Genomic DNA, 21,050 nt, shown 5'->3' on the forward strand with positions numbered 1-21,050 from the left:
CCCCCCCCCCCCCCCCGGCCCGTTCTGCCAGCGCCGTACACCCTATCCTGCCTCCCCCCTCAAGGGGGAGGAGTTCATTGCCTCACCTTCCTCCCGCAGCCTGCCCCTACGGCATGGCGGCCCATCCTGCGCAGTGTTGCCAGAATGGCTGGAACCTGCCACTCCGCAGCCAATTTTCACGTTGTAGAACCCTAGCGGAGAGACACTCATGAGCATCTCGTTCAAAGACAAAGTCGCCATCGTCACCGGTGCAGGCGGTGGCCTCGGCCGCGCCTACGCACTCGAGCTCGGGCGGCGCGGCGCGAAGGTCGTGGTCAACGATCTCGGCGGATCGCGCGACGGCACCGGATCGTCCGACGCGGCGGCGCAGGTCGTCGAAGAGATCGAGAAAGCCGGCGGCGAAGCGATGGCCAACGGCGCATCGGTCACCGAATACGAGCAGATGGAAAAGATGGTCGCCGACGCCAAGCAGAAGTTCGGCGGCGTCCACTGTCTGATCAACAATGCGGGCGTCCTGCGCGACAAGAGCTTCGCCAAGATGGAGCCGGCCGACTTCGAATTCGTGGTCGACGTGCACCTCAACGGATCGGCCAACGCGACCAAGGCCGTGTGGGAAACCATGCGCGAACAGGCCTATGGCCGCATCCTGATGACCGCCAGCTCCACCGGGCTGTTCGGCAATTTCGGCCAGGCCAACTACGGCGCGGCCAAGCTGGGCCTCGCTGGCCTCACCAAGACGCTCCAGATCGAAGGCGCGAAGTACAACATCAAGGTCAACACGCTGGCCCCGGTCGCGGGCACGCGGATGACCGAGGACCTGTTCCCCAAGGAAGCCTTCGAGCTGTTCGCACCTGAAAACGTGGTCCCCGCCGCGCTCTACCTCGTCAGCGAAGACGCGCCGACCAACGCCATCGTTGGCGCGGGCGCAGGCGGCTTCCACTCGGCATGGGTGGTGATGAACGACGCGGTGTGGCTGCCCGAGGGTGAGCGCACGGTCGAAGGGTTTGCCGAGAACTGGGAAAAGATCAGCGAGCAGAGCAACCTCAAGGCTCCGCAGTCGGGCCAGGAGCAGTCGGGCGCGATCCTGACCGCGATGCAGAAGGTCACCGGTACCGGACCTGGCAGCGCGCGCGGCTAAAGCCCGCCGCATACCCGGCAAGCGTCCGATAACCGCCGCGGTTTTCACTAGTGCGGCGCGACAGGGCACGATAATCCTGCCCCCGGGGGTCGGGGGAGCGGGCAACAGGCCTCGCTCCGCCCCTCGGGGGCTTTGATTTATGGAAACCATGGAATTTGCCGCAGTCGGCACTCGTGCGCGGGCTTCGGATAGCGGCTTCGCCCGCTTGAAAGCGCGCGCCCGCAATGCTGGCTACGCACTTATCGCCTATGTCGGCATTTCTGCGGTGATGCTGGTATCCGAAGTGCTCGCGCTGACGGGGCAGATCGATCTTTATGCGATGGTACCGGAAACGCTGGCGGTCACCTTCGGCTTCGCCGCGATCGCCTATCTGGTGATCTTCCTCGTCTCGGTCGTGCTGGTGAGCATGTGGATCTACCGCGCGCACGCCAATCTCAAGGAGCGCGGGATCGAGACCGAATCCTCGCCCGGGATGGCGGTGGGCTGGTACTTCATCCCCTTCGCCAACCTGATCAAGCCATTCCAGAACATGCGCGACCTGTGGAACGAGAGCCATCTGGAAAGAGACAGCTACGGCGAGCCTGCGCCGGGCCTCATCAATGCGTGGTGGGCCTGCTGGATCATCGGCAGCATCCTCTCCAATATCAGCATGCGGATGGAAGGCTATGGCGATGGCAGCAACATGGTGGTCGCCAATGGCATGGGCGCGGTATCGAGTGTGCTGCTGATCGCATGTGCGGTGATGCTGCACCGGATTATCCGCCAGATCACCCACGCGCAGGACACCGCGCTCCACGTCGACCACGTGTTCGACTAGCTCCGTCCGCATAGCTGCACCCGACCAGCGACACAGCCGCTGCGTCAGACCGTATTGACACCCTAATACACCGGTCGTAACTTCCCTTCGCGAACAGGCAGGGGAGGCTTGGCCGGTGTATTCGGAAGAAGACATCAATTCCGCCATCGAGGCGGGCGCGCTGAGCGAGGAGGCGGCCGCTTCCTTCCGCGCCCACATGACGCAGGTGCGCGGCATCACGCGCGGCGACGAGGAGAACTTCAGGCTCCTCAATTCCTTCAACGACATCTTCGTCGCCATCGGCATCGCGATCATGCTGTTCGCCGCCGGGGCGATCGGCCAGCAGCTCGGCAAGATGATCGTGCCGGTGCAGAGCTGGGACTGGAGCGTCGAGGCCTCCGAAGCCGCGTGGGAGGCATACCGGCAGCAAAGCAGCCTCAGCACCGCAGTGTCGATCGCGATCGCAGCCGCGCTGATCGCGCTGGCATCCTGGCCACTTGCCGAATTCTTCACCCGCAAGCGGCGCATGGCGCTGCCCAGCATCATCCTGCTGCTCGGCTTCGTCGGCGGCGTGTTCGTCGGCTCGACCGCATTGGGAATTTCTCTTGCCGGACCCGATCGGAGCAACAGCCTCGCGGGCTATTTCATCGCAGGCGCAGGCGTGATCGGCGCCTTTGCCGCGTGGCTTCACTGGGCGCGTTTCAAGGTACCGATCACGGTTGCCGCAGGCGCGGCCGCGCTGTCCGCGACGGTCATCGGGTTGGTGCTGTCCGCTCTCGGGCCGAGGAATGCGGACCTCGGCGATGTGGCCCTGTGGCTGGTTTTCGTCGCCGGCCTCGCCGTGTTCGCCTTCGCCATGTGGTGGGACCTCAAGGATCCGGCCCGCACCACGCGGCGCAGCGATGTCGCCTTCTGGCTCCACCTGCTTGCCGCGCCAATGATCGCGCACCCGATCTTCGCCACGCTGGGCGTGATGGGCGGATCGGAAATCGGGATCGCCAAGGCGATCGCGGTGCTGGCGATCTACATCGCCTTCGGGATCGTCGCGCTGATCGTGGACCGGCGTGCGCTGCTCGTCTCCGCACTGGTGTACGTGCTGGTAGCCCTCGCCTTCCTGTTCGACCGTTTCGGTGCGGTCGAGCTAACCGTGGCGCTGACCGCGCTGGTCATCGGATCGGCGCTGCTGACGCTGTCCGCCTTCTGGGCTCCCATCCGCCGCGCTCTGGTGAGCCCGCTGCCCGAGGAGTGGCGCTATGCCCTGCCGAGCAGCGAGCGCGATCTGGTGGTGGCTTAGGCGAAAAACTCCCTGCAAAGGGGAGAAGATAACGGGCCTAGTCGATCGCCTTGACCAGCCGCCGCTCCAACGGGGCGAGCACGCCTGCCAGCTCATGCCCGCGTTTGAGCACCTGGCCGTGCTCGCCGAACAGCGTCCACATGCCCTGCTTGTTGCGCAGAGCCGGGCGTTTCTCGACCCGCGCCTGCGGACGTTCGGCGGCGCGGCGGAAAGCGGCGAAGCTGGCGGCATCGCGGCCGAAATCCATCGCGTAGTCGCGCCACTCGCCCGCCGCGACCATCCGGCCGTAGAGGTCGAGGATGCGGGTCAGTTCCTGGCGCGAGAAGCCCACCTGGGTCGGCTTCGCGCCCGGAAAAGCCAGCACTGTACCGCCGGGACCGGCCGCCATCAGCTACTCGATCCGCTGCGGCGCACAGGGTCGCCCCGGGCCTGACCGGCCTCTCCGCGGTCCGCCTTCAGTGCCTCGATCTCGGCGCGCAGCGCCGCAAGCTCGGCCTCCATCACGTCCGCCCGCCGCTTGCCGACCGAGGATTGGTCCTCGCACGGCTCGTCGCACGGCGTGCCGTAGGGGATGAATTCGCGCAGCCATTCCTCGGCGGGCACGAGGGTCGAACGGGCCTTCATCCCGATCATCGTCGCCCCTTCGGGCACGTCGTCGGTGACGACGGCATTCGCGCCGATTCGCGCCCGCTCACCCACGGTGATCGGCCCGATGACCTGCGCGCCCGAACCGATGATGGCATAATCGCCGATGGTGGGGTGGCGCTTGCCCGCCTCCCCGTTGGTCGGATTGGTGCCGCCCAGCGTGACGCACTGGTAGATCGTAACCCAGTCGCCGATCTCCGCCGTCTCGCCGATCACGGTGAAGCCGTGGTCGATGAAGAAGTACTTGCCGATCTTGGCGCCGGGATGGATGTCGATCGCGGTCAGGAAGCGCGAGAAGTGGTTGACCAGCCGGGCAAGGAAGAACAGCCGCGCCTCGAACAGCCAGCGCGCGACACGGTGCAGGCCCAGCGCGAGCACGCCCGGATAGAGCAGCACTTCCCACCGCGATCGTGGCGCGGGGTCCCGCTTTTTCACGGAGTCGAGATAGTCGATCAGACCCACGAACATCGTCTCATGAGTGTTTCACCCTTCCTTGCCTAAAGCAAGCGGCCTTGTTCCGGCCCATCTAGGGATTCCAGAGCGTCACGGCAAAGATTGCGTGTCGGGCGGGATTGGCGTTCCAGCGCGAGGCGGTCTACCGCCGCGACGAATCGTTCTGCTGCCGCGAAGCTGCGGGTCATCCGCGGTACGACGTAGGTGAGCGCATCCTCGCCCAGTACCAGCCCCCGCCGCTCTGCATGGCTGGCGATCAGGTCGCGCATCATCTCGTCGTCGGGCGCACCGATTTCGAGCGCCAGCGCCGCGCCCAGCCGCGAGCGCAGGTCGGGCAACGCGATGTTCCACGGGGCGGCATCGGAAATCAGAAGCAGCGGCGTGCCTTCCTCCTGAGCGCGGTTCCAGCGGTGGAACAGCGCGGTTTCGTCCATTGCATCCGCCGCATCGATCGTTTCGCCCAGCCCTGCGTGGTCGAACCAGCGGCCCAGCAGCGACTTGCCCGAGCGCGGGGCCCCGCGCAGGATCGCGGTGCGGAACGGCCAGCGCTGCGGCTCGCGCAGCGCCTCGACCACCGCGAGGTTCGCATTGCCGATCACGATGCTGTCGGGATCGCCCTCGCGCGCAGGGGGCAGCGGGAGCGCGATTTGCGAAGCGGGACGGCCCACGAACAGCCTCCCGCCTAGCGACTGATGGTCAGGTTGTTGCCCGCGCGCTGGACGTTGTAGCCACCCTGGGCGATCGCCCCGATCAGATCGTCGATCGTGCCGGCATAGGTCACGCTGAGCACCGAGGTCCCGCCGATCGCGGTGCTTGCCACGGACGCGCCGCGTACGCCCGGCGTGCCGCGCACGGTCGCCAGTGCGGCGTCGAAGGCGGCGGCATCGGGCGTGGGAACGTTGATGAAGAGGTTCACCACGCTCGCGGTCTCGCCGCCACCGGCAGCGCCAGCCTGCGCGGCATTGGCATCGGCGACGCTCTCTTCCTCGACGCGGGAGGTCCGGCGCGCGGCTTCGGCCCGGGCCAGGATCGCGCGGCTCTGCGCGATCAGGCGCGCGACATTGGCGTCGACCGTGCCGGTCCCGCGGTCGAGCGTGGGATCGGGCCGAATCGTACCCTCGGCCAGCGCCTCGACGAACATCTCGTCGAACCGGGCGACCGCACGTTCGAGCATGGCGGGCAGCTGGCGCGGCGATTCGGCGCGCATGGTGAAGCGGCCGAGATACTTGCTGTCCGGCCCGTAGCGCGCCACGAAACGCCCCTCCACCGGTCCGCCGGGATAGCTGTAATCGAGCTGCGCGATGGGCACGAGCACGTCGGCGGCGCCGAACTGATCGATGATCGTCGCCCACCAGTTGCGGCTGCGCCGCCCGGTCTGGCCATAGGTCAGCAGCAGCGATTCGCCGCCGGCGCCTGCGGGGCGGACATAGTCGATCCGGCTGGCACCCGGCTGGTATTCGGCCCAGGCGCGCTGCCACGGATTGACCTGCTGGTACATCAGTTCGGTCCCGCCGCTGATCGTCACCGGCAGCAGCAGCATCGGCGCGGACCGCCGGGTTGCACCCGAACTGCCGAGATAGCCCGCCGTGCGCTGGCGGTCGAAGGTGACGCCCAGAGTGGCGACGTAGCGCCGGGGCCCGGTTTCCTCGTGCTGGATAACGATGGCCGAGACGAGGCCCTGCAGCTGGCTGTCGGACAGGTCGGGACCGTCCAGCTTTTCCCACGCCTTGCGCTGCGCCTCGCGCCAGCCCTTCTGCCGCGCATCCTCGGGATCGTCGCCGGTGACGTTCACCTCGATCCCACCGACATTGATATCGGTGCTGGCCATCAGCGGCGCGATGCCGCGATCCCCCTCCACCTGCGCGAACACGCCGCCCGCATACAGCGCAGCCAACAAGCCGAATACGGCCAGCAGGGCGATTGCGACACGCGCGAAAGGGGTTGCGGGAAGGGTCATCGGGGAAAGTCAGGCGCCTTTTGCCCAAGTGGCGATGGATTTCCAAGCGCGAAAGCGTAAGACGTCGCGCTCATGAGCAATCCCGAGAACTCCGAGAGCCCCGAGAGCTACACTTACGAAGGCGCAGGCGTGTCGATCGCGGCGGGCAATGCGCTCGTCAAGGCGATCGGCCCGCTGGTGCGCGCGACCGCGCGGCCCGGCGCAGATGCCGAGCTGGGCGGCTTCGGCGCCTTCTTCGATCCGAAGGCGGCGGGTTTCAAAGACCCGCTGCTGGTGGCCGCGAACGATGGCGTCGGCACCAAGCTGAAGCTTGCGATCGACCACGATCGGCACGATCAGGTAGGCATCGATCTGGTCGCAATGTGCGTCAACGACCTGATCGTCCAGGGCGCCGAGCCGCTGTTCTTCCTCGACTATTTCGCCACAGGCGCGCTCGAAAGCGGCGTTGCGGAACGCGTGATCGCGGGCATTGCCGAGGGCTGCAAACTGGCCGGCTGCGCACTGATCGGCGGCGAAACCGCGGAAATGCCGGGCATGTATGCAGCGGGCGACTACGACCTTGCAGGCTTCTGCGTCGGCGCGGTGGAGCGCGGCGAGCAGTTGACCGGAGAGCGAATCGCGCCCGGCCACCTCCTGCTCGGCCTCGCCAGTTCGGGGGTGCATTCCAACGGCTTCTCGCTCGTGCGCAGGCTCGCCGGGGACAAGGGCTGGAAGATGGACCGCCCCGCGCTGTTCGATCAGGACAAGCTGCTTGTCGACCACCTGATGGAGCCGACGCGGATCTACGTGGCGAGCCTGCTGCCGCTGATTCGCGATGGGCTGATCGACGGGCTGGCCCACATCACCGGCGGCGGCCTGCTCGAGAATATTCCGCGCGCCCTGCCCGATGGCAGCCGCGCGAAGGTCCACGCTTCGCGCTGGCCGCTGCCGCGCCTGATGGCCTTCCTGCAGGCGCAGGGGAATATCGAGCCCGAGGAACTGGCGCGCACCTTCAACTGTGGCATCGGCATGGTGCTGATGGTCGCCGATGAACACGCAGAAGCGGTCACCGCGCGGCTCGAAGAGGCGGGCGAGAGCGTGTTCACGATCGGCGAAGTCGTCGAAGGCACGCGCGGCTGCGATGTCGACGGTACCGCCGGCCTGTGGGCCGCGCAGGGCGACTGGGTCGCCCGGCACGACCACTAAGATCCATGCCCACCGAAGAACAGCGCGCAAGGGTCGCGGTGCTCATCTCGGGCAGCGGGACCAACATGGCCGCGCTGCTCTATGCCAGCAAGCTCGGCGCGCCGTTCGAGATCGTGCTGGTCGCCAGCAACGATCCGCACGCGGGCGGGCTGTCGCTGGCCGAGGCGGAGGGCGTGCCGACCTTCGCCCTTTCCCACAAGGGGATGGAGCGCACGGCGCACGATGCCGCGATGGATGCTTCGATCCGCGAATCGGGCGCACAGTTCGTCGCGCTGGCGGGCTACATGCGCGTCCTCGGCGATGATTTCGTGCAGGGATGGGAGGGCCGGATGCTCAACATCCATCCCTCGCTGTTGCCCAAGTACAAGGGCCTCGACACCCATGCCCGCGCGCTCGCGGCGGGGGACGAAGTCGCGGGCACCTCGGTCCATCTCGTCAATACCGAGCTCGACGGCGGCGAGGTGCTGGGCCGGGCCGAAGTCGCGGTGATGGGGGGCGACACGCCCGAGACACTCGCGCTGCGGGTCAAGGTCGCCGAGCACCAGCTCTACCCGCGCATCCTCGCCGACTACGTCTCGCGCCCCCACGACCCCGAGTGGCTGCTGGGCCGCGTGCGCGAGATGGCGCTGGCCCTGCCCGAGGCCGAAGCCGCGACCAGCCACGGCTCGCCCGGATTCAAGATCGCGGGCAAGAGCGGCAAGTTCTTCGCCCACTTCGCGGACCGCCACCACGGTGCGCACCAGATCGCCCTGCTCGCCAAGACCAGCGGGCAGGACGAGCTTGCCGATCTGGTCGAACGCGATCCGGAAGTGTTCTTCCGCCCCGCCTATTACCACGCAAGCGGCTGGGTCGGCATCGCGCTCAACCGCGCGGACTGCGACTGGGACCAGGTGCAGCACTGGCTGGAGCGTTCATGGCGCAGCGTTGCGCCCAAGCGGCTGACCAAGCTGGCGGACGCCGCGGACGAGTTTTAGTCGGCTGGAGAGCGGTTGGCGGACTGATCGATCTGCTGGGTAAAGCGATCGTTTTACTTTCGTGCGAGCGTCGTTTAGACCATCGCCGATGGACAAGATCGACCAAATCACCATCGCTGCCGAGCGGCTTTTCGACACCGATGGTTATACCGCGACCGGGATGGACAGGCTGACGCAGGCTGCCGGTATGTCCAGCCGGACGCTCTACAAGCATGTCGGCAGCAAGGCGGCGCTCATGGGCCAGGTCCTCGCAGCGCGCGACCGACGTTTCATGAAGAGCATGGACCGGCAAAGCGTCGATGCACTGTTCTGCGCACTCGAGGCATGGGTCGAGACGGAGGGCGCGCGGGGCTGCCTGTTCCTGCGCTCGCTCGCCGAGACGGGCGGCGAGACGCCGGAGATCGCCGCCGCCGTCACCACCCACAAAGAGACCTTCCGCCAACGCATCCATGAGGTCGTCGCCGCGGACCTTGGTCACGAGGATCCGCTTCTCGCCGAACAGATCCTGGTCCTGGCCGAGGGCGCGACGCACGCGGCGGTGTATCGCGGGGTCGCCGCCGTATCGGCGGCCCGCTCTGCCGCAGGCGTTTTGCTGGGCGCAGCACGACGATGAGCCCGGCGCTCCGGATCGGGGCGACCGGCTTCGGCCTGATTGCGCTGTGCTACGGCTTTGCGCGATTCGCCTTCGGCCTGTTCCTGCCGCAGATCGATGCCGAACTGCAGCTCGGCCCGTCCCTCAGCGGTGTCATCTCGGGAGGCTCTTTCGCAGGCTATTGTTTTGCGATCATCGCTGCGGCCGCCCTGACCGAGCGGTTCGGCGCACGCGCCCTCGCGGTGGCGGCGGCGGGCGTGGCGGCGATCGGCATGGCGGGGATCGCGCTGGCACCCTCACCCGCGCTTCTGGCCGCCGCCGTTATCGTTGCCGGATCAAGTACAGGACTAGCCTCGCCGCCGATGGCAGCGGCGGTGGCCGCCGCTGTGCGCGCCGACCGTCAGGATTCCACGAACACGATTATCAATGCCGGGACGAGCGCAGGTGTCGCCCTGTCCGGCCCGATCGCCTTGGTCGTAAGCGGTCAATGGCGAACCACATTCGCGGTCTTTGCGGCAATGGCCGTCGTTCTCGCGATCTGCGCCGCGCTGGCCTTGCCACCGTCGCGCGGCAGCCATTCACCGGCTGGCCTCCCGCAGATCACGCGGCCGCTCGGGCGCCTGATCGCCGCCACCTTCCTTGCCGGCATGGCGAGCACCGCGATATGGTCGTTCGGCGGGCAGCTCGTGTCGCGAAGCCTGGGTTGGGGCCCCGAAGGAACCGCGATTCTGTGGACGTGCATCGGCGCAGGCGGAATTGCCGGGGCCTGGGCAGGCACCCTCGTCTCGCGCTTTGGCCTGAGGCGCGTCCATCTGCTGTTCTGCAGCATCCTTGCCGCCACCATCGGCGTGGTCGGAACCGGCGTGGCGAACGCGGTGGGCATTCTGGCGGGCGGAGTGCTTTTCGGCGCCGCTTACCTGATGCTGACCGGCGTCTATCTCGTCTGGGGCGTCCGCGCCCTGCCGGACCGGCCCGCTACCGGCCTGACGATCGGTTTCCTGACGCTTGCCATCGGGCAAACCGCCGGCGCGCCCGTCTTTGGCCTGATGATGGGCGGCTCTGGCGTTCCAGCTGCGATCATCGCCTTCGGCGCCCTCGCGCTGCTCGCCGGTATCATTCGACCCGATTTCGCCCCCGACCGCTCCTGAGCGTGATCGCCCCCACCAAAGCGAAACGGGCGCCAATCACCATCAAAAAGGGCCCCGGATCGCTCCGGAGCCCTCTCTGATTAATTGCTGAGCGAAAGCTTAGCCGACGATCTCATCGTCGTTGAAGAAGAACGCGATTTCGGTCGCGGCGTTTTCGTCGCTGTCCGAACCGTGCACCGAGTTCGCTTCGATCGATTCGGCATAGGCCTTGCGGATCGTGCCCTCGGCGGCGTCGGCCGGGTTGGTCGCGCCCATCACGTCGCGGTTGCGCTTCACGGCGTCTTCGCCTTCGAGAACCTGCACGACCACCGGGCCGCTCGTCATGAAGTCGACCAGTTCACCGTAGAAGGGACGTTCTGCGTGGACTTCGTAGAACTTCTTCGCCTGGTCTTCGGTCATCTGGATGCGCTTGGAAGCAACGACGCGCAGGCCGGCTTCTTCCAGCATCTTGGTGACCGCGCCGGTCAGGTTGCGGCGGGTGGCGTCGGGCTTGATGATCGAAAAGGTGCGGGTAGCCGCCATGATAGTGTTCCTTGCGAATTGTAGGGGGAGAATTTCTTCGCGCGCGCCCCTAGCAGCTTGAGCGAAGACGGCAAGATGCGAAGGGTGTTACGCGACCTTGGCCCAACGCCCGTCGCGCTGTTCGTAAAAGCTGCGTTCGAGCCCTGCGCGCGCCGAAACTTCGCGCCAAGCGCTGCGCGCCGCATCGCGCCCTTCGTCGTCGAACAGCAGGAAGACGCGGTCGAACCGCTCACCGTCGAGCGTTTCGGGTCGCCAGCGCCCGTCGGCGAGGATGCAGGCACCCGCCCCGTTGGCGGGCTCGCAGGCGGCGGAGAGCAGGATCGGCTGCTGCGCATCATGCGTGCCGCCCGCCTCGCCATTGGCGAGAAAGGCCTCGGCCTTCGCGTCCCACAGCGTCTTGCCGACGGTCTCGCGCTGGCCTGCGTTCTCGCACACGACCAGCACGCGCCCATCTTCGGCCAGCACGCGCTCGGCGATCATCGCCACCACGCGCTCGGCCGGGTCGCGAGAGAGGAGCCAGAAGTCGACCTTCATGCGTTCTGCCCGCCTGCCTCTTCGCTGCCCGAGGCTGCCTTGCCGGCCCCCTTGGCAGACCGGCGGCAGCGTTCGGAGCAGTACTTCACTTCATCCCAGTCCCGCGCCCACTTCTTGCGCATCTTGTTCATGGGACCAGGATCGCGATCAGCCCTCGATTACGTCGCGGACATACTGGTCGAGCAGGCGCACGCCGTATCCGGTCGCGCCCTTGTCCCACGTCGCGCCCGGCTTGTTCGACCATGCCATCCCGGCGATGTCGAGGTGCGCCCACGGTGTGCCCTTCTTGATGAAGCGCTGGAGGAACTGCGCGGCGGTGATCGACCCCGCCTCGCGCGGACCGACGTTCTTCATGTCCGCGATCGGCGAATCGATCAGCTTGTCGTAGGCCGGGCCGATCGGCATGCGCCACAGCTTGTCGCCGCTGGTCTTGCCAGCAGCCGTCAGCCGTTCGGCCAGCGTATCGTCGTTGGAGAACAAGCCCGCCTGTTCGTGGCCGAGCGCGATCAGCATCGCGCCGGTCAGCGTGGCGAGATCGACCACTGCGGCCGGATCGTATTCCTCCTGCGCCCAGTGCAGCGCATCGGCGAGCACCAGCCGCCCTTCGGCATCGGTGTTAATGACCTCGACCGTCTGCCCGCTCATCGTGGTGACCACGTCGCCGGGACGCTGCGCATTGCCGTCGGGCATGTTCTCCACCAGACCGCACACGCCGATCACGTTGGCCTTGGCCTTACGCTTGGCAAGCGCCACCATCGCTCCCGCGACGGCCCCCGCGCCGCCCATGTCCCACTTCATGTCTTCCATGCCGGCACCCGGCTTGATCGAGATGCCGCCGCTGTCGAAGGTGACGCCCTTGCCGACGAACAGCGTCGGCTTGTCTCCCGCATTGCCGCCGTTCCAGCGCATCGCGAGAATGCGCGAGGGGCGCGTGGAGCCCTGCCCGACGCCGAGCAGCGCGCCCATGCCGAGCTTCTCCATTTCCTCGTCGCCCAGCACGGTGATCTCGATCCCGGTGCCTTCCAGCGCCTCGCGGCACCGTTCCACGAAACTCTCGGGATAGAGCACATTGGCGGGCTGCGTGATCAGTTCCTTGGTGAACTCGACGCCTTCAGCCAGGGCGCCCTCGCGTTCCCACGCGGCATCGGTTCCGTCGGGCGCGCCGACGACGGTCACGCTCTTGAGCGAAACCTTGTCCGCATCCTTTTGCGTAGTGCGATAGATATCCCAGCGCCATGCGCGCAGCCGCAGGCCGAGCAGCACTGCCGCCGCCTGGTCCGCCGAGAGGTCGCTGCCCGTCAGGTCGAGCGTTAGCGTGCTCTCGCCCGAGGTCAGGAACTTCGCGGCGAGCGCGCCACCCGCCTTTTCGAGGTTGGCGCGGCGATCCTTCGCGCCCGCTTCGCCCGCCCCGGCCAGCGCGACGCGCACGACCTTTCCATCACGCTCTACGAAGCCTTCGAGGACCTGCCCGGGCGTGCCCTTGAAGCGCCCGCGCTTCGCGCCTTCGGCAAGAGCCGGTTCCAGCCGGTCGGGCAGGCTGCCCTTGTTGGCGATGCTCGCGATCAGGGTGGCGTCGGCGGGAAGGCTGTCGGCGAAGGTGAATTGCATGATGGGGTAATCCTTACCGGAAAGAAGATGTCATAAGCGGGGAAGCGCAGCCACCGTGGCCGCCTGCGCTGCGTGGCGCGGGCGTCACACGAGCGGCCGCGTTCGCGAGGCTCCGCAAGCGCGATTGCGATTAAGGAGCCTCGGTGCAATAGGCAAGCGATGCACCGGCCGAACCGTTCCCCCTCTCCATCAGCTGCGACTCGTGCGAACCTGCTGGGCGGCGCGGCCCTGGCGGGCTTCGCCTTCGCCTTGCCGGCTCCGGCGGCTGCGCAGGACACGCCCCCTGTCGAGCAACCCGCGGCCGAAGAGGACGGCGTCGAAGAGGCGGTCAACGACTATATCGAGGGCGAAGCCCCGCCCCCCGGGGTGGAGCGGCAGATCGCCTTCGAGGCGGATGCGCTGGAATACGAATCGGGCAATGATGTGGTGCTCGCGCGCGGCAACGTGCTGCTGCGTGAAGGCGACCGCTCCGTGCGGGCCGACGAGGTCCGCTGGGATCGCGCGGCCGGTCGGATCGATGCCAGCGGCAACGTGCGCTACGTCGATGCCGACGGCAACCAGCTCTACGCCAGCACGCTCGAGCTGACCGACACGTTCGAAACCGGCGCGCTCGAAGACCTGCTGCTGGTCCTGCGCGAGGGTGGACGGCTGGCCGCAGAGCGCGGCGAGCGTGCGGACGACGGGCGCATCTCGCTGGTCCGCGGCGCCTATTCGGCCTGCCCGGTAGCCACCTCCGAAGGCTGCCCCAAGGACCCGAGCTGGAAGATCACCGCAGAGCGGGTGGTCTACGACCCGGATGCCAACCGCGTGCGGTTCGAAAACGGCTTCTTCTCGCTCTTCGGCCAGCGCATCGTGCCGCTGCCGACGCTGGAGCTGCGCACCGATGGCGGGGCCAGTTCGGGCTTCCTCGTGCCTTCGCTGCGCATTTCGGGCTCCAACGGGGGCGAGGTCAGCGGCAGCTATTACTGGCGGCTGGGCGAGAACCGCGACCTGCAGCTGGGTGCGCACGTGTTCACCGACGCGCTGCCGATGGCGCGCGCGACCTATCGCGAACTGTCCGACAACGGGGCCTTCCAGGCGACCGGCTACGTCACCCGCAGCCGCAAGATCAACCGGTTCACCGGCACCGCGGCGGGCGAACAGGACTTTCGCGGTTATATCGCGGCCAACGGCCGCTTCCAGCTGGACGAGAACTGGCAGTTCACCGGCTCGACCCGGATCGCGAGCGACCGCACCTTCCTGCGCCGTTACGACATCAGCCGCGACGACCGCCTGCGCACGGTAGCCGAACTGGAGCGGATCGACGCCGACAGCTACTTCGTGGTCGCCGGGTTCGCCACCCAGACGCTCCGGCTCGACCAGCGCCAGGGCGAAGTGCCGGTCGCGCTGCCGATGATCGATTACCGCCGCCGGATCGACGATCCGGTGCTGGGCGGGACCTTTACCCTGCGCGGCAACACGCTCGCCATCACGCGCGAGGACGGGCAGGATACGCAGCGCGCGCTGGCCTCTGCCAAGTGGGACCTGCGCCGGGTCACCGGCATGGGCCAGGTGGTCGAACTGACCGCGCTGGCGCGCGGCGATGTGTATCACACCGGCAATACCGCGAGCACCGCAATCGCCAGCTACCGGGGCGAGGAAGGCTGGCAGGGCCGCACGATCGCGCTGGCGGCGCTCGATGTGTCGTGGCCGCTGGCGGGGCCGGTCTTCGGCGGCACGCAGGTGCTGACCCCGCGCGTGCAGGTGGTCGCCACGCCGCCGGTGCGCAACGCCGCCGTGCCCAACGAGGATTCGCGCGCGATCGACCTCGAGGATGTGAACCTGTTCTCGCTCAACCGCTTTCCCGGCGACGACCGGTTCGAGGATGGCGCGCGCATCACCTATGGCGTCGACTGGGAACTGACCCGGGCCAACTGGCGCGTATCCGCCAATATCGGCCAGTCCTACCGCCTCGACGACAAGCAGACCATTTTCCCGGACGGGACCGGCCTGTCCGACCAGTTCTCCGACATCGTGGGGCGCACGCGGGTACGCTACAAGGATTTCGTCTCCTTCACGTACCGCTTCCGGCTCGACAAGGACGATCTCACCCCCCGCCGCACCGAGATCGACGCAGCCATCGGCAGCCGCCGGACCTATGCCGAAATCGGATACCTGCGGCTCGACCGGGACATTCCGCTGACCAACGAGGAACTCGGCGACCGCGAAGAGCTGCGCGCGGCGGGCCGCATCGCCTTCGCCGATTACTGGTCGGTCTTCGGATCGGCGGTGGTCAACATGACCAATCGCGACGAAGACCCGACGCTGCAGGCCGACGGTTTCGAGCCGATCCGCACCCGTCTGGGGATCGCCTACCAGGACGAATGCATCGACCTCGGGCTCACCTGGCGGCGCGATTTCGTGAGCCAGGGCGATGCGCTGCGCGGCAACACGATCGAGCTGACCTTCCGCCTCCTCAATATCGGCTTCGGCGGATAGTGCGCCAGCCGCATTGGCACGCGAGGGCGGACGCGCTAGAGGCGGCCCAGCGGACTCAGCCAAGGTTCAGCATCCCGGCCCGATGGGGGCAGGGTGGCGCCTGACCCCGCCCCTGACCATTAGCCAACAGCAGGTTTACTTCGTGACCGACAGCATTTTCAGCAAGTTCTCTTCCGTTGCAGGCAGTGCCCTGGGCACCGTGGCGGCAATTGCCATGGCCACCCTGCCGGTCGCCGCGCAGGCGCAAGAGGCGCAGCAGGCGGAAGCGCAAGAGGCCGAGCAGCAGCAGGGCCCGACCGCCGCCAACCCCTTCGGCATTCCCGAAGAAGTAGTCATGTTCGAACAGCAGGACCCGAACGTGCGCACCGCGACGGCGCGGGTCAATGGCGCGGTCATTACCGGGACCGATATCGATCACCGCGTCGCCCTCGTGCTCGCCGCATCGGAGCGCTCGGAACTGTCGGCCGAAGAAATGCAGGCGCTGCGCATGCAGGTGCTGCGCAACCTGATCGACGAAACACTGCAGATCCAGGCCGCGGCCGCGCAGGAAATGGTCATCAGCGGCGCCGAGGTGGACGAACGCTACACGTCGCTCGCCGGGCAGAACTTTCCGCAGGATCCGGGCAAGATGGATGAATGGCTGATCGCCAATGGCTCCTCGCCTGCGACCCTCAAGCGCCAGATCCAGGGCGAAATCGCCTGGAACAACCTGCTGCGCCGCAATATCGCGCCCTTCATCAACGTCTCCTCCGAAGAGGTGAACGACACGATGGAGCGGTTGAAGATGTCGCGCGGGCAGGATGAATACCGGCTCGCCGAAATCTACCTTTCGGCCACGCCCGAAACCGCCGCTGCGGTGGAGCAGAATGCCGCGCGCATCCTCCAGCAGATCCGCGAAGGCGGCAGCTTCCAGGCCTATGCCCGCCAGTTTTCCGAATCGACCACCGCTGCGGTCGGCGGCGACCTCGGCTACGTCAGCCTCGCCACGCTTCCGGACGAGATGTCGGAGGTCGCGCGCGAACTGCAGCCCGGCCAGGTCGTCGGCCCGGTCACCATCCCCGGCGGCTATGTCATCATGCTCCTGCTCGACAAACGGCAGGTGCTGACCGCCGATCCGCGCGACGCCAAGCTCAGCCTCAAGCAGATCGCGATCAGCTTCCCCGAAGGCATGAGCCAGCAGGCCGCGACCGCGCGCGTGCAGGAATTCTCCGATGCGATCGGCACGATCCGCGGCTGCGGCGATGCCGCGCGGGTGGCGCAGTCGGTCAATGCAAGCGTGGTCGACAACAACTCGATCACCGTGCGCGACCTGCCCGAGCAGCTGCAGTCCTCGCTCCTGCAATTGCAGGTCGGGCAGGCGACCGCGCCCTTCGGATCGATGGAAGACGGCGTGCGCGTCCTGCTGCTGTGCGGCCGCGACGATCCCGAAAGCGTGAACGAGCCCGATTTCGACCAGATCATGGACGGGATCGAGCAGGAGCGGATCAGCAAGCGCGCCCAGCGCTACCTGCGCGACCTGCGCAACGACGCGATCATCGAATATAACTGATCCGGTGACCCAGCCGCTCCCGCTGGCCGTAACGATAGGCGATCCGGCGGGGGTCGGGCCGGAGATCATCGCGCAGATTGTCAGCCGCGCAAGCGAGCTGGGCCTGCCCCGCTTCGTCGTGGTGGGAGAAATCGAGAGCTCTTCGCGCGCCGGAAAACCGGATCGCAACTCCGCCACCTGTGCGCTCGATGCCCTAGAGCAGGCGGTCGCAATGGTACGTGCGGGCGAGTGCAGCGGGCTGGTGACGGGACCTGTGGCCAAGTCGCAGATCGCGCAGATCGAGCCATCTTTCGTCGGGCAGACCGAATTCCTCGCCGATGCCTGCGGCATGGTGCGCGAGGATGCGGTCATGATGCTCGCCGGGCCATCGCTCAAGACCGTGCCGATGACCGTGCATTGCGCGCTGGCCGATGTGCCCGGCCGCCTCTCGCATGACCTGATCGTGCAGCGCAGCCGGATCGTGGCCGACGCGCTGCGCAGCGATTACGGCGTCGATCGGCCGCGCATCGCCATCGCGGGGCTCAACCCCCACGCCGGCGAGGACGGGCGGATGGGGCGCGAAGAGATCGACATCATCGCCCCCGCCATCGCCACGCTGCGCGCCGACGGCATCGACGCGACCGGCCCGCACCCCGCCGACACGCTGTTCGCCCCCCACAAACGCGCCAGCTACGACGTCGCGATCGCGATGTATCACGATCAGGCGCTGGTCCCGATCAAGGCGCTCGATTTCGACGACGGCGTCAATGTCACGCTCGGCCTGCCGATCGTGCGCACCTCGCCCGATCATGGCACTGCCTTCGATATCGCGGGGCAAGGGATCGCCCGCCCCGACGCGATGATCGCCGCGATCCGCATGGCGGGCGAGATTGCCGCGCGGCGGGGCTTGTCGTGACCCGACAGCCCACCCCGCTGCGACTAGCCGCGCCTGCGGCGCAGCAAGTCTCGCTCCCCTCCCGCTTGCGGGAGGGGTTGGGGGTGGGCCAATGACCGACCTCCCCCCTCTTCGCGAAGTGATCGCACAGCACGGGCTCAGCGCATCAAAATCGCTGGGCCAGAACTTCCTGTTCGACGAGCAATTGCTGGCGCGCATCGCGGCGGTGCCCGGCGACCTGTCGGGCAGGAACGTGCTCGAAGTCGGCCCCGGCCCCGGCGGGCTCACGCGTGCGCTCCTGCGCGCGGGCGCGAAGGTCACCGCAATCGAGATGGACCGCCGCTGCCTGCCCGCGCTGATCGAACTGGGCGAGGCGTTCCCCGGCCAGCTGACCGTGATCCAGGGCGACGCGCTCAAGATCGATCATGACGCGCTGTTCGACGGGGCACCCTACGCGATCCTCTCCAACCTGCCCTACAATGTCGGCACCGCGCTGTTCACGCGCTGGATGGGGGGCGAGGCCTGGCCGCCCAACTGGACCAGCCTGACGCTGATGTTCCAGCAGGAGGTCGCGCAAAGGATCGTCGCCCAGGCGGGGGGCAGCGCCTACGGACGCCTCGCGGTCCTCGCCCAGTGGCGCGGCAGCGCGAAGCTGGCGATGAAGGTCCACCGCAGCGCCTTCACCCCGCCGCCCAAGGTGATGAGCGCCATCGTCCATGTTGAACCTGCCGCAATGCCCCAAGGCGTCGCGGCCGCGAAGCTGGAGGCGATCACCGCCGCCGCGTTCGGCCAGCGGCGCAAGATGCTGCGCCAGAGCCTGAAGGGCGTGCCCGGCGCGCTCAATTCGCTGGAGACGCTGGGCATCGACCCGCAGCGGCGTGCCGAAACGCTAGACGTCGGGGAATTCGTGGCCCTCGCGCGCGCCCTCTCCGCCTGACCGGGCTTGGCCAGCCGCGCCGCGCAGGCTAGGCCCCCGCCATGAGCAGACTTACCGGACCCCTCCAGCAGGCGATCGACACCATCGACGGCGCGACCATGCTGGCGAATGTCGAACGCTGGGCACGCATCAATTCGGGCACCGCCAATCTGGATGGCCTCGCCCGGATGGCGGAAGAACTGAGCGAAGCGTTCTCCGCCCTGCCGGGCACGATCACGCTCGAAGAGCCTGCGCCCGTCACTGCGGTCGACGCGAGCGGCAAGGAAACCGCAGTCCAGAACGGCAAGCATTTCGTGCTGCGGGTCAGGCCCGAAGCCGAACGCCGCTTCATCCTGACCGGGCACATGGACACCGTCTTTCCCGCCGATCACCCGTTCCAGGAACTGACCTGGCTCGACGACGAGGTGCTCAACGGCCCCGGCACTGCCGACATGAAGGGCGGCCTTGCGATCATTCTCGCCAGCCTGAGCGCGCTCGAAGGCGTCGAGGCATGGCAGGCCGTCGGCTACGACGTGATTATCAATGCCGACGAGGAAACCGGATCGCTCTCGTCGTCGCCGCTGATCGAGCGGTTGGCTGAGGGCAAATACGCCGCGCTGACTTTCGAACCTGCAGCGACGCCCGAGGGCACGCTCGCCCATGCGCGCGGCGGCAGCGGCAATTACAGCCTGACCGTCACCGGCAAGTCCGCCCACGCGGGGCGCAACCCGCAGGACGGCCGCAATGCGATCGTCGCGGCCTCCACGCTCGCGGTGCGGCTGAAAGAGTTGCAGCGCGAGGATATCAGCGTGAACCCGGCCAAGATCGATGGCGGCGCGGCGAACAATGTCGTCCCCGACCATGCCGTGCTGCGCTTCAACATCCGCCCCAAGGAGCCCGCGGCAGCGGAGCGCTTCGAGGCGGAAATGCACGCGCTGATCGGCGAGGTTAAGCAAGCGCAGGAAGTCGATATCGCGATCCACGGCGGCATCTCGCGCCCACCCAAGCCGGTCGACCGGAAGGCGCAGGCATTGTTCGACCTCGTGCGCGAATGCGGCGCGGAGCTGGGGCAGGATATCGACTGGAAATCGACCGGCGGCGTGTGCGACGGCAATAATATCGCCGCGACCGGCGTGCCGGTGGTCGATACGATGGGCGTGCGCGGTGGCAAGATCCACTCGCCGGACGAATTCATGATCGCGCCGTCGCTCAAGGAACGCGCGGCGCTGGCGGCGATGGTCCTGCACGAACTGGCGACGGAGAACGTCTTGTGAGCTTTGTTATCCGCCCGTCGCGCACGAGCGACCTCGAACACCTCTACGAAATGGCCAAGCTGACCGGCGGCGGGTTCACCAATCTGCCCGCCGACCGCGATGCGCTGACCGGCAAGCTCGAAAGGTCGGCTCAGGCCTTCGAAAACACCGGCGATGAGCTCACGGACGAGACCTTCCTGCTGGTGCTCGAAAATACCGAAACCGGCGCGGTGCGCGGCACCTGCCAGCTGATGACGAAGGTCGGCCAGCAGTGGCCCTTCTATTCCTACCGTCTCAACACGCTGACCCAGTACAGCCAGGAACTCGACCGCACGGTGCGCGCCGAGATGCTGCATCTCGTTACCGATCTGGAAGGGTGCAGCGAAGTGGGCGGGCTGTTCCTCCACCCGAACGAGCGTGCGGGCGGGCTCGGCCTGCTGCTCGCGCGCAGCCGCTACCTGTTCATCGCGATGCACCGCCAGCGCTTCGCCGAACGCGTGCTGGCGGAGCTGCGCGGGATCATCGACGATCGCGGCGGCTCGCCCTTCTGGGACGGGGTCGCCGGGCGTTTCTTCGGGATGACCTTCCAGGAAGCCGACTATTTCAACGCGATCAACGGCAACCAGTTCATCGCCGACCTGATGCCCAAGTACCCCGTTTATGTCGCGATGCTGGACGACGATGCGCGGGAGGTGATCGGCCTGCCCCACCCCACGGGCCGCGCGGCGATGCGGATGCTGGAGAAGGAAGGCCTTCGCTTCGAAGGCTATGTCGACATTTTCGATGGTGGGCCCACGATGCTCGCGCGTACCGACGATGTGGTGAGCGTGGCGGATGCCGCGCCGCGCACGCTCGGCAAGACCGGGCTGGATGGCGGCGAGCGCGCGCTGCTCGCAACCGGCAAGCTGACCGATTTCCGCTGTTGCTACGGATCGCGACAGCTCGCTGACGACAGCATGGCAATCGACGCCGCGGGTGCGAATGTCCTGCAGGTCGGCGAAGGCGATACGGTGTGGAGCGTGGCGAAGTAGCGCGCCCCAACCATACCCGTTCGGGCTGAGCCTTTCGAAGCCCTGCTCTTTCTTCGAGCGCGGGTCCAAATGTCAAAAACAGCCCTTCGAGAAGCTCGGGGCG

Annotated in this window: 21 protein-coding genes; 13 read left to right on the forward strand and 8 right to left on the reverse strand. The window is 67.2% G+C overall.

The features are described from left to right. Nucleotides 1-208: 208 nt before the first annotated feature. From ACYQ0L_RS13985 to ACYQ0L_RS13995, 3 genes are all read left to right on the forward strand, one after another. Nucleotides 209-1,138, forward strand: coding sequence for an SDR family NAD(P)-dependent oxidoreductase (locus ACYQ0L_RS13985; protein ID WP_459789956.1), 930 nt, complete (start codon nt 209-211; stop codon nt 1,136-1,138). A gap of 148 nt (nt 1,139-1,286) precedes the next feature. Further along, nucleotides 1,287-1,955 carry a DUF4328 domain-containing protein gene (locus ACYQ0L_RS13990; protein ID WP_459789957.1) on the forward strand — a complete coding sequence of 223 codons (669 nt, stop codon included), beginning with the start codon at nt 1,287-1,289 and terminating at the stop codon, nt 1,953-1,955. Between the two features lie 115 nt (nt 1,956-2,070). Next, entirely contained in the window at nt 2,071-3,228 is a 1,158-nt protein-coding gene (locus ACYQ0L_RS13995; protein ID WP_459789958.1) for a hypothetical protein, read from the forward strand. Nucleotides 3,229-3,265: 37 nt separating this feature from the next. Here ACYQ0L_RS13995 and ACYQ0L_RS14000 read toward each other — a convergent pair whose 3' ends face one another. From ACYQ0L_RS14000 to ACYQ0L_RS14015, 4 genes are read right to left on the reverse strand one after another with little or no spacing between them, the layout of a single operon-like run. Then, nucleotides 3,266-3,616: a DUF2794 domain-containing protein gene (locus ACYQ0L_RS14000; RefSeq protein ID WP_459789959.1), complete on the reverse strand. Its 351-nt coding sequence runs from the start codon at nt 3,614-3,616 to the stop codon at nt 3,266-3,268. Then, nucleotides 3,616-4,341 carry a serine O-acetyltransferase EpsC gene (gene epsC, locus ACYQ0L_RS14005; protein WP_459789960.1) on the reverse strand — a complete coding sequence of 242 codons (726 nt, stop codon included), beginning with the start codon at nt 4,339-4,341 and terminating at the stop codon, nt 3,616-3,618. Before epsC ends, ACYQ0L_RS14000 begins: the two co-directional genes overlap by 1 nt. 29 nt (nt 4,342-4,370) lie before the next feature. Further along, nucleotides 4,371-4,994: a P-loop NTPase family protein gene (locus ACYQ0L_RS14010; protein ID WP_459789962.1), complete on the reverse strand. Its 624-nt coding sequence runs from the start codon at nt 4,992-4,994 to the stop codon at nt 4,371-4,373. A 14-nt stretch (nt 4,995-5,008) separates the two neighbouring features. Further along, nucleotides 5,009-6,283, reverse strand: coding sequence for a heavy-metal-associated domain-containing protein (locus ACYQ0L_RS14015; RefSeq protein ID WP_459789964.1), 1,275 nt, complete (start codon nt 6,281-6,283; stop codon nt 5,009-5,011). A gap of 72 nt (nt 6,284-6,355) precedes the next feature. Here ACYQ0L_RS14015 and purM point away from each other — a divergent pair, with 72 nt between their 5' ends. The 4 genes from purM (at nt 6,356) to ACYQ0L_RS14035 (ending at nt 10,182) form a co-directional block, all read left to right on the forward strand. After that, nucleotides 6,356-7,468, forward strand: a complete 1,113-nt coding sequence (gene purM / locus ACYQ0L_RS14020; protein WP_459789965.1) for a phosphoribosylformylglycinamidine cyclo-ligase — start codon at nt 6,356-6,358, stop codon at nt 7,466-7,468. A gap of 5 nt (nt 7,469-7,473) precedes the next feature. After that, complete coding sequence (gene purN / locus ACYQ0L_RS14025; RefSeq protein WP_459789966.1) at nt 7,474-8,442, forward strand: phosphoribosylglycinamide formyltransferase; 969 nt, start codon at nt 7,474-7,476, stop codon at nt 8,440-8,442. An 88-nt stretch (nt 8,443-8,530) separates the two neighbouring features. Next, nucleotides 8,531-9,055, forward strand: coding sequence for a TetR/AcrR family transcriptional regulator (locus tag ACYQ0L_RS14030; protein WP_459789967.1), 525 nt, complete (start codon nt 8,531-8,533; stop codon nt 9,053-9,055). Beyond that, nucleotides 9,052-10,182: an MFS transporter gene (locus tag ACYQ0L_RS14035; RefSeq protein WP_459789968.1), complete on the forward strand. Its 1,131-nt coding sequence runs from the start codon at nt 9,052-9,054 to the stop codon at nt 10,180-10,182. Before ACYQ0L_RS14030 ends, ACYQ0L_RS14035 begins: the two co-directional genes overlap by 4 nt. 99 nt (nt 10,183-10,281) lie before the next feature. Here the strand turns inward: ACYQ0L_RS14035 and ndk are convergent, their stop codons facing one another. From ndk to ACYQ0L_RS14055, 4 genes are all read right to left on the reverse strand, one after another. Next, complete coding sequence (ndk, locus tag ACYQ0L_RS14040; RefSeq protein WP_459789969.1) at nt 10,282-10,704, reverse strand: nucleoside-diphosphate kinase; 423 nt, start codon at nt 10,702-10,704, stop codon at nt 10,282-10,284. An 87-nt stretch (nt 10,705-10,791) separates the two neighbouring features. After that, nucleotides 10,792-11,238, reverse strand: a complete 447-nt coding sequence (locus tag ACYQ0L_RS14045) for a DNA polymerase III subunit chi (RefSeq protein WP_459789970.1) — start codon at nt 11,236-11,238, stop codon at nt 10,792-10,794. Beyond that, nucleotides 11,235-11,369, reverse strand: a complete 135-nt coding sequence (locus tag ACYQ0L_RS14050) for a DUF2256 domain-containing protein (protein ID WP_459789971.1) — start codon at nt 11,367-11,369, stop codon at nt 11,235-11,237. Before ACYQ0L_RS14050 ends, ACYQ0L_RS14045 begins: the two co-directional genes overlap by 4 nt. Nucleotides 11,370-11,385: 16 nt before the next feature. Beyond that, nucleotides 11,386-12,846, reverse strand: a complete 1,461-nt coding sequence (locus ACYQ0L_RS14055) for a leucyl aminopeptidase (RefSeq protein ID WP_459789972.1) — start codon at nt 12,844-12,846, stop codon at nt 11,386-11,388. Nucleotides 12,847-13,005: 159 nt separating this feature from the next. On the opposite strand from ACYQ0L_RS14055, the gene ACYQ0L_RS14060 reads away from it, so the two are divergent. The 6 genes from ACYQ0L_RS14060 to ACYQ0L_RS14085 all read left to right on the forward strand — a co-directional run bounded on the left by ACYQ0L_RS14060 (nt 13,006) and on the right by ACYQ0L_RS14085 (nt 20,947). Next, nucleotides 13,006-15,324, forward strand: coding sequence for an LPS-assembly protein LptD (locus tag ACYQ0L_RS14060; RefSeq protein ID WP_459789973.1), 2,319 nt, complete (start codon nt 13,006-13,008; stop codon nt 15,322-15,324). Nucleotides 15,325-15,466: 142 nt separating this feature from the next. After that, the gene (locus ACYQ0L_RS14065; protein WP_459789975.1) at nt 15,467-16,873 is read left to right on the forward strand and encodes a peptidylprolyl isomerase; all 1,407 of its coding nucleotides are present in this window, start codon (nt 15,467-15,469) and stop codon (nt 16,871-16,873) included. Nucleotides 16,874-16,877: 4 nt separating this feature from the next. Next, nucleotides 16,878-17,768, forward strand: a complete 891-nt coding sequence (pdxA, locus tag ACYQ0L_RS14070) for a 4-hydroxythreonine-4-phosphate dehydrogenase PdxA (RefSeq protein ID WP_459789977.1) — start codon at nt 16,878-16,880, stop codon at nt 17,766-17,768. A 91-nt stretch (nt 17,769-17,859) separates the two neighbouring features. Further along, nucleotides 17,860-18,684 carry a 16S rRNA (adenine(1518)-N(6)/adenine(1519)-N(6))-dimethyltransferase RsmA gene (rsmA, locus tag ACYQ0L_RS14075; protein ID WP_459789978.1) on the forward strand — a complete coding sequence of 275 codons (825 nt, stop codon included), beginning with the start codon at nt 17,860-17,862 and terminating at the stop codon, nt 18,682-18,684. A 41-nt stretch (nt 18,685-18,725) separates the two neighbouring features. After that, on the forward strand, nt 18,726-19,937 hold the full coding sequence (locus ACYQ0L_RS14080) for a hydrolase (protein WP_459789980.1): 1,212 nt from the start codon (nt 18,726-18,728) through the stop codon (nt 19,935-19,937). Beyond that, nucleotides 19,934-20,947: an arginine N-succinyltransferase gene (locus ACYQ0L_RS14085; protein WP_459789982.1), complete on the forward strand. Its 1,014-nt coding sequence runs from the start codon at nt 19,934-19,936 to the stop codon at nt 20,945-20,947. The genes ACYQ0L_RS14080 and ACYQ0L_RS14085 overlap by 4 nt, the downstream gene beginning before the upstream one ends. Nucleotides 20,948-21,050 lie beyond the last annotated feature (103 nt).

The sequence above is a fragment of the Alteriqipengyuania triglochinis genome (assembly GCF_054655655.1).

Excerpts from the sequence above, each read along its gene's own strand:
- ACYQ0L_RS13985 (WP_459789956.1), top strand. The coding sequence starts at position 209 with ATGAGCATCTCGTTCAAAGACAAAGTCGCCATCGTCACCGGTGCAGGC.
- ACYQ0L_RS13990 (WP_459789957.1), top strand. The coding sequence starts at position 1,287 with ATGGAATTTGCCGCAGTCGGCACTCGTGCGCGGGCTTCGGATAGCGGC.
- ACYQ0L_RS14000 (WP_459789959.1), bottom strand. The coding sequence starts at position 3,616 with ATGGCGGCCGGTCCCGGCGGTACAGTGCTGGCTTTTCCGGGCGCGAAG.
- epsC (WP_459789960.1), bottom strand. The coding sequence starts at position 4,341 with ATGTTCGTGGGTCTGATCGACTATCTCGACTCCGTGAAAAAGCGGGAC.
- ACYQ0L_RS14015 (WP_459789964.1), bottom strand. The coding sequence starts at position 6,283 with ATGACCCTTCCCGCAACCCCTTTCGCGCGTGTCGCAATCGCCCTGCTG.
- purM (WP_459789965.1), top strand. The coding sequence starts at position 6,356 with ATGAGCAATCCCGAGAACTCCGAGAGCCCCGAGAGCTACACTTACGAA.
- purN (WP_459789966.1), top strand. The coding sequence starts at position 7,474 with ATGCCCACCGAAGAACAGCGCGCAAGGGTCGCGGTGCTCATCTCGGGC.
- ACYQ0L_RS14030 (WP_459789967.1), top strand. The coding sequence starts at position 8,531 with ATGGACAAGATCGACCAAATCACCATCGCTGCCGAGCGGCTTTTCGAC.
- ACYQ0L_RS14035 (WP_459789968.1), top strand. The coding sequence starts at position 9,052 with ATGAGCCCGGCGCTCCGGATCGGGGCGACCGGCTTCGGCCTGATTGCG.
- ndk (WP_459789969.1), bottom strand. The coding sequence starts at position 10,704 with ATGGCGGCTACCCGCACCTTTTCGATCATCAAGCCCGACGCCACCCGC.
- ACYQ0L_RS14045 (WP_459789970.1), bottom strand. The coding sequence starts at position 11,238 with ATGAAGGTCGACTTCTGGCTCCTCTCTCGCGACCCGGCCGAGCGCGTG.
- ACYQ0L_RS14050 (WP_459789971.1), bottom strand. The coding sequence starts at position 11,369 with ATGAACAAGATGCGCAAGAAGTGGGCGCGGGACTGGGATGAAGTGAAG.
- ACYQ0L_RS14055 (WP_459789972.1), bottom strand. The coding sequence starts at position 12,846 with ATGCAATTCACCTTCGCCGACAGCCTTCCCGCCGACGCCACCCTGATC.
- ACYQ0L_RS14060 (WP_459789973.1), top strand. The coding sequence starts at position 13,006 with ATGCACCGGCCGAACCGTTCCCCCTCTCCATCAGCTGCGACTCGTGCG.
- rsmA (WP_459789978.1), top strand. The coding sequence starts at position 17,860 with ATGACCGACCTCCCCCCTCTTCGCGAAGTGATCGCACAGCACGGGCTC.
- ACYQ0L_RS14080 (WP_459789980.1), top strand. The coding sequence starts at position 18,726 with ATGAGCAGACTTACCGGACCCCTCCAGCAGGCGATCGACACCATCGAC.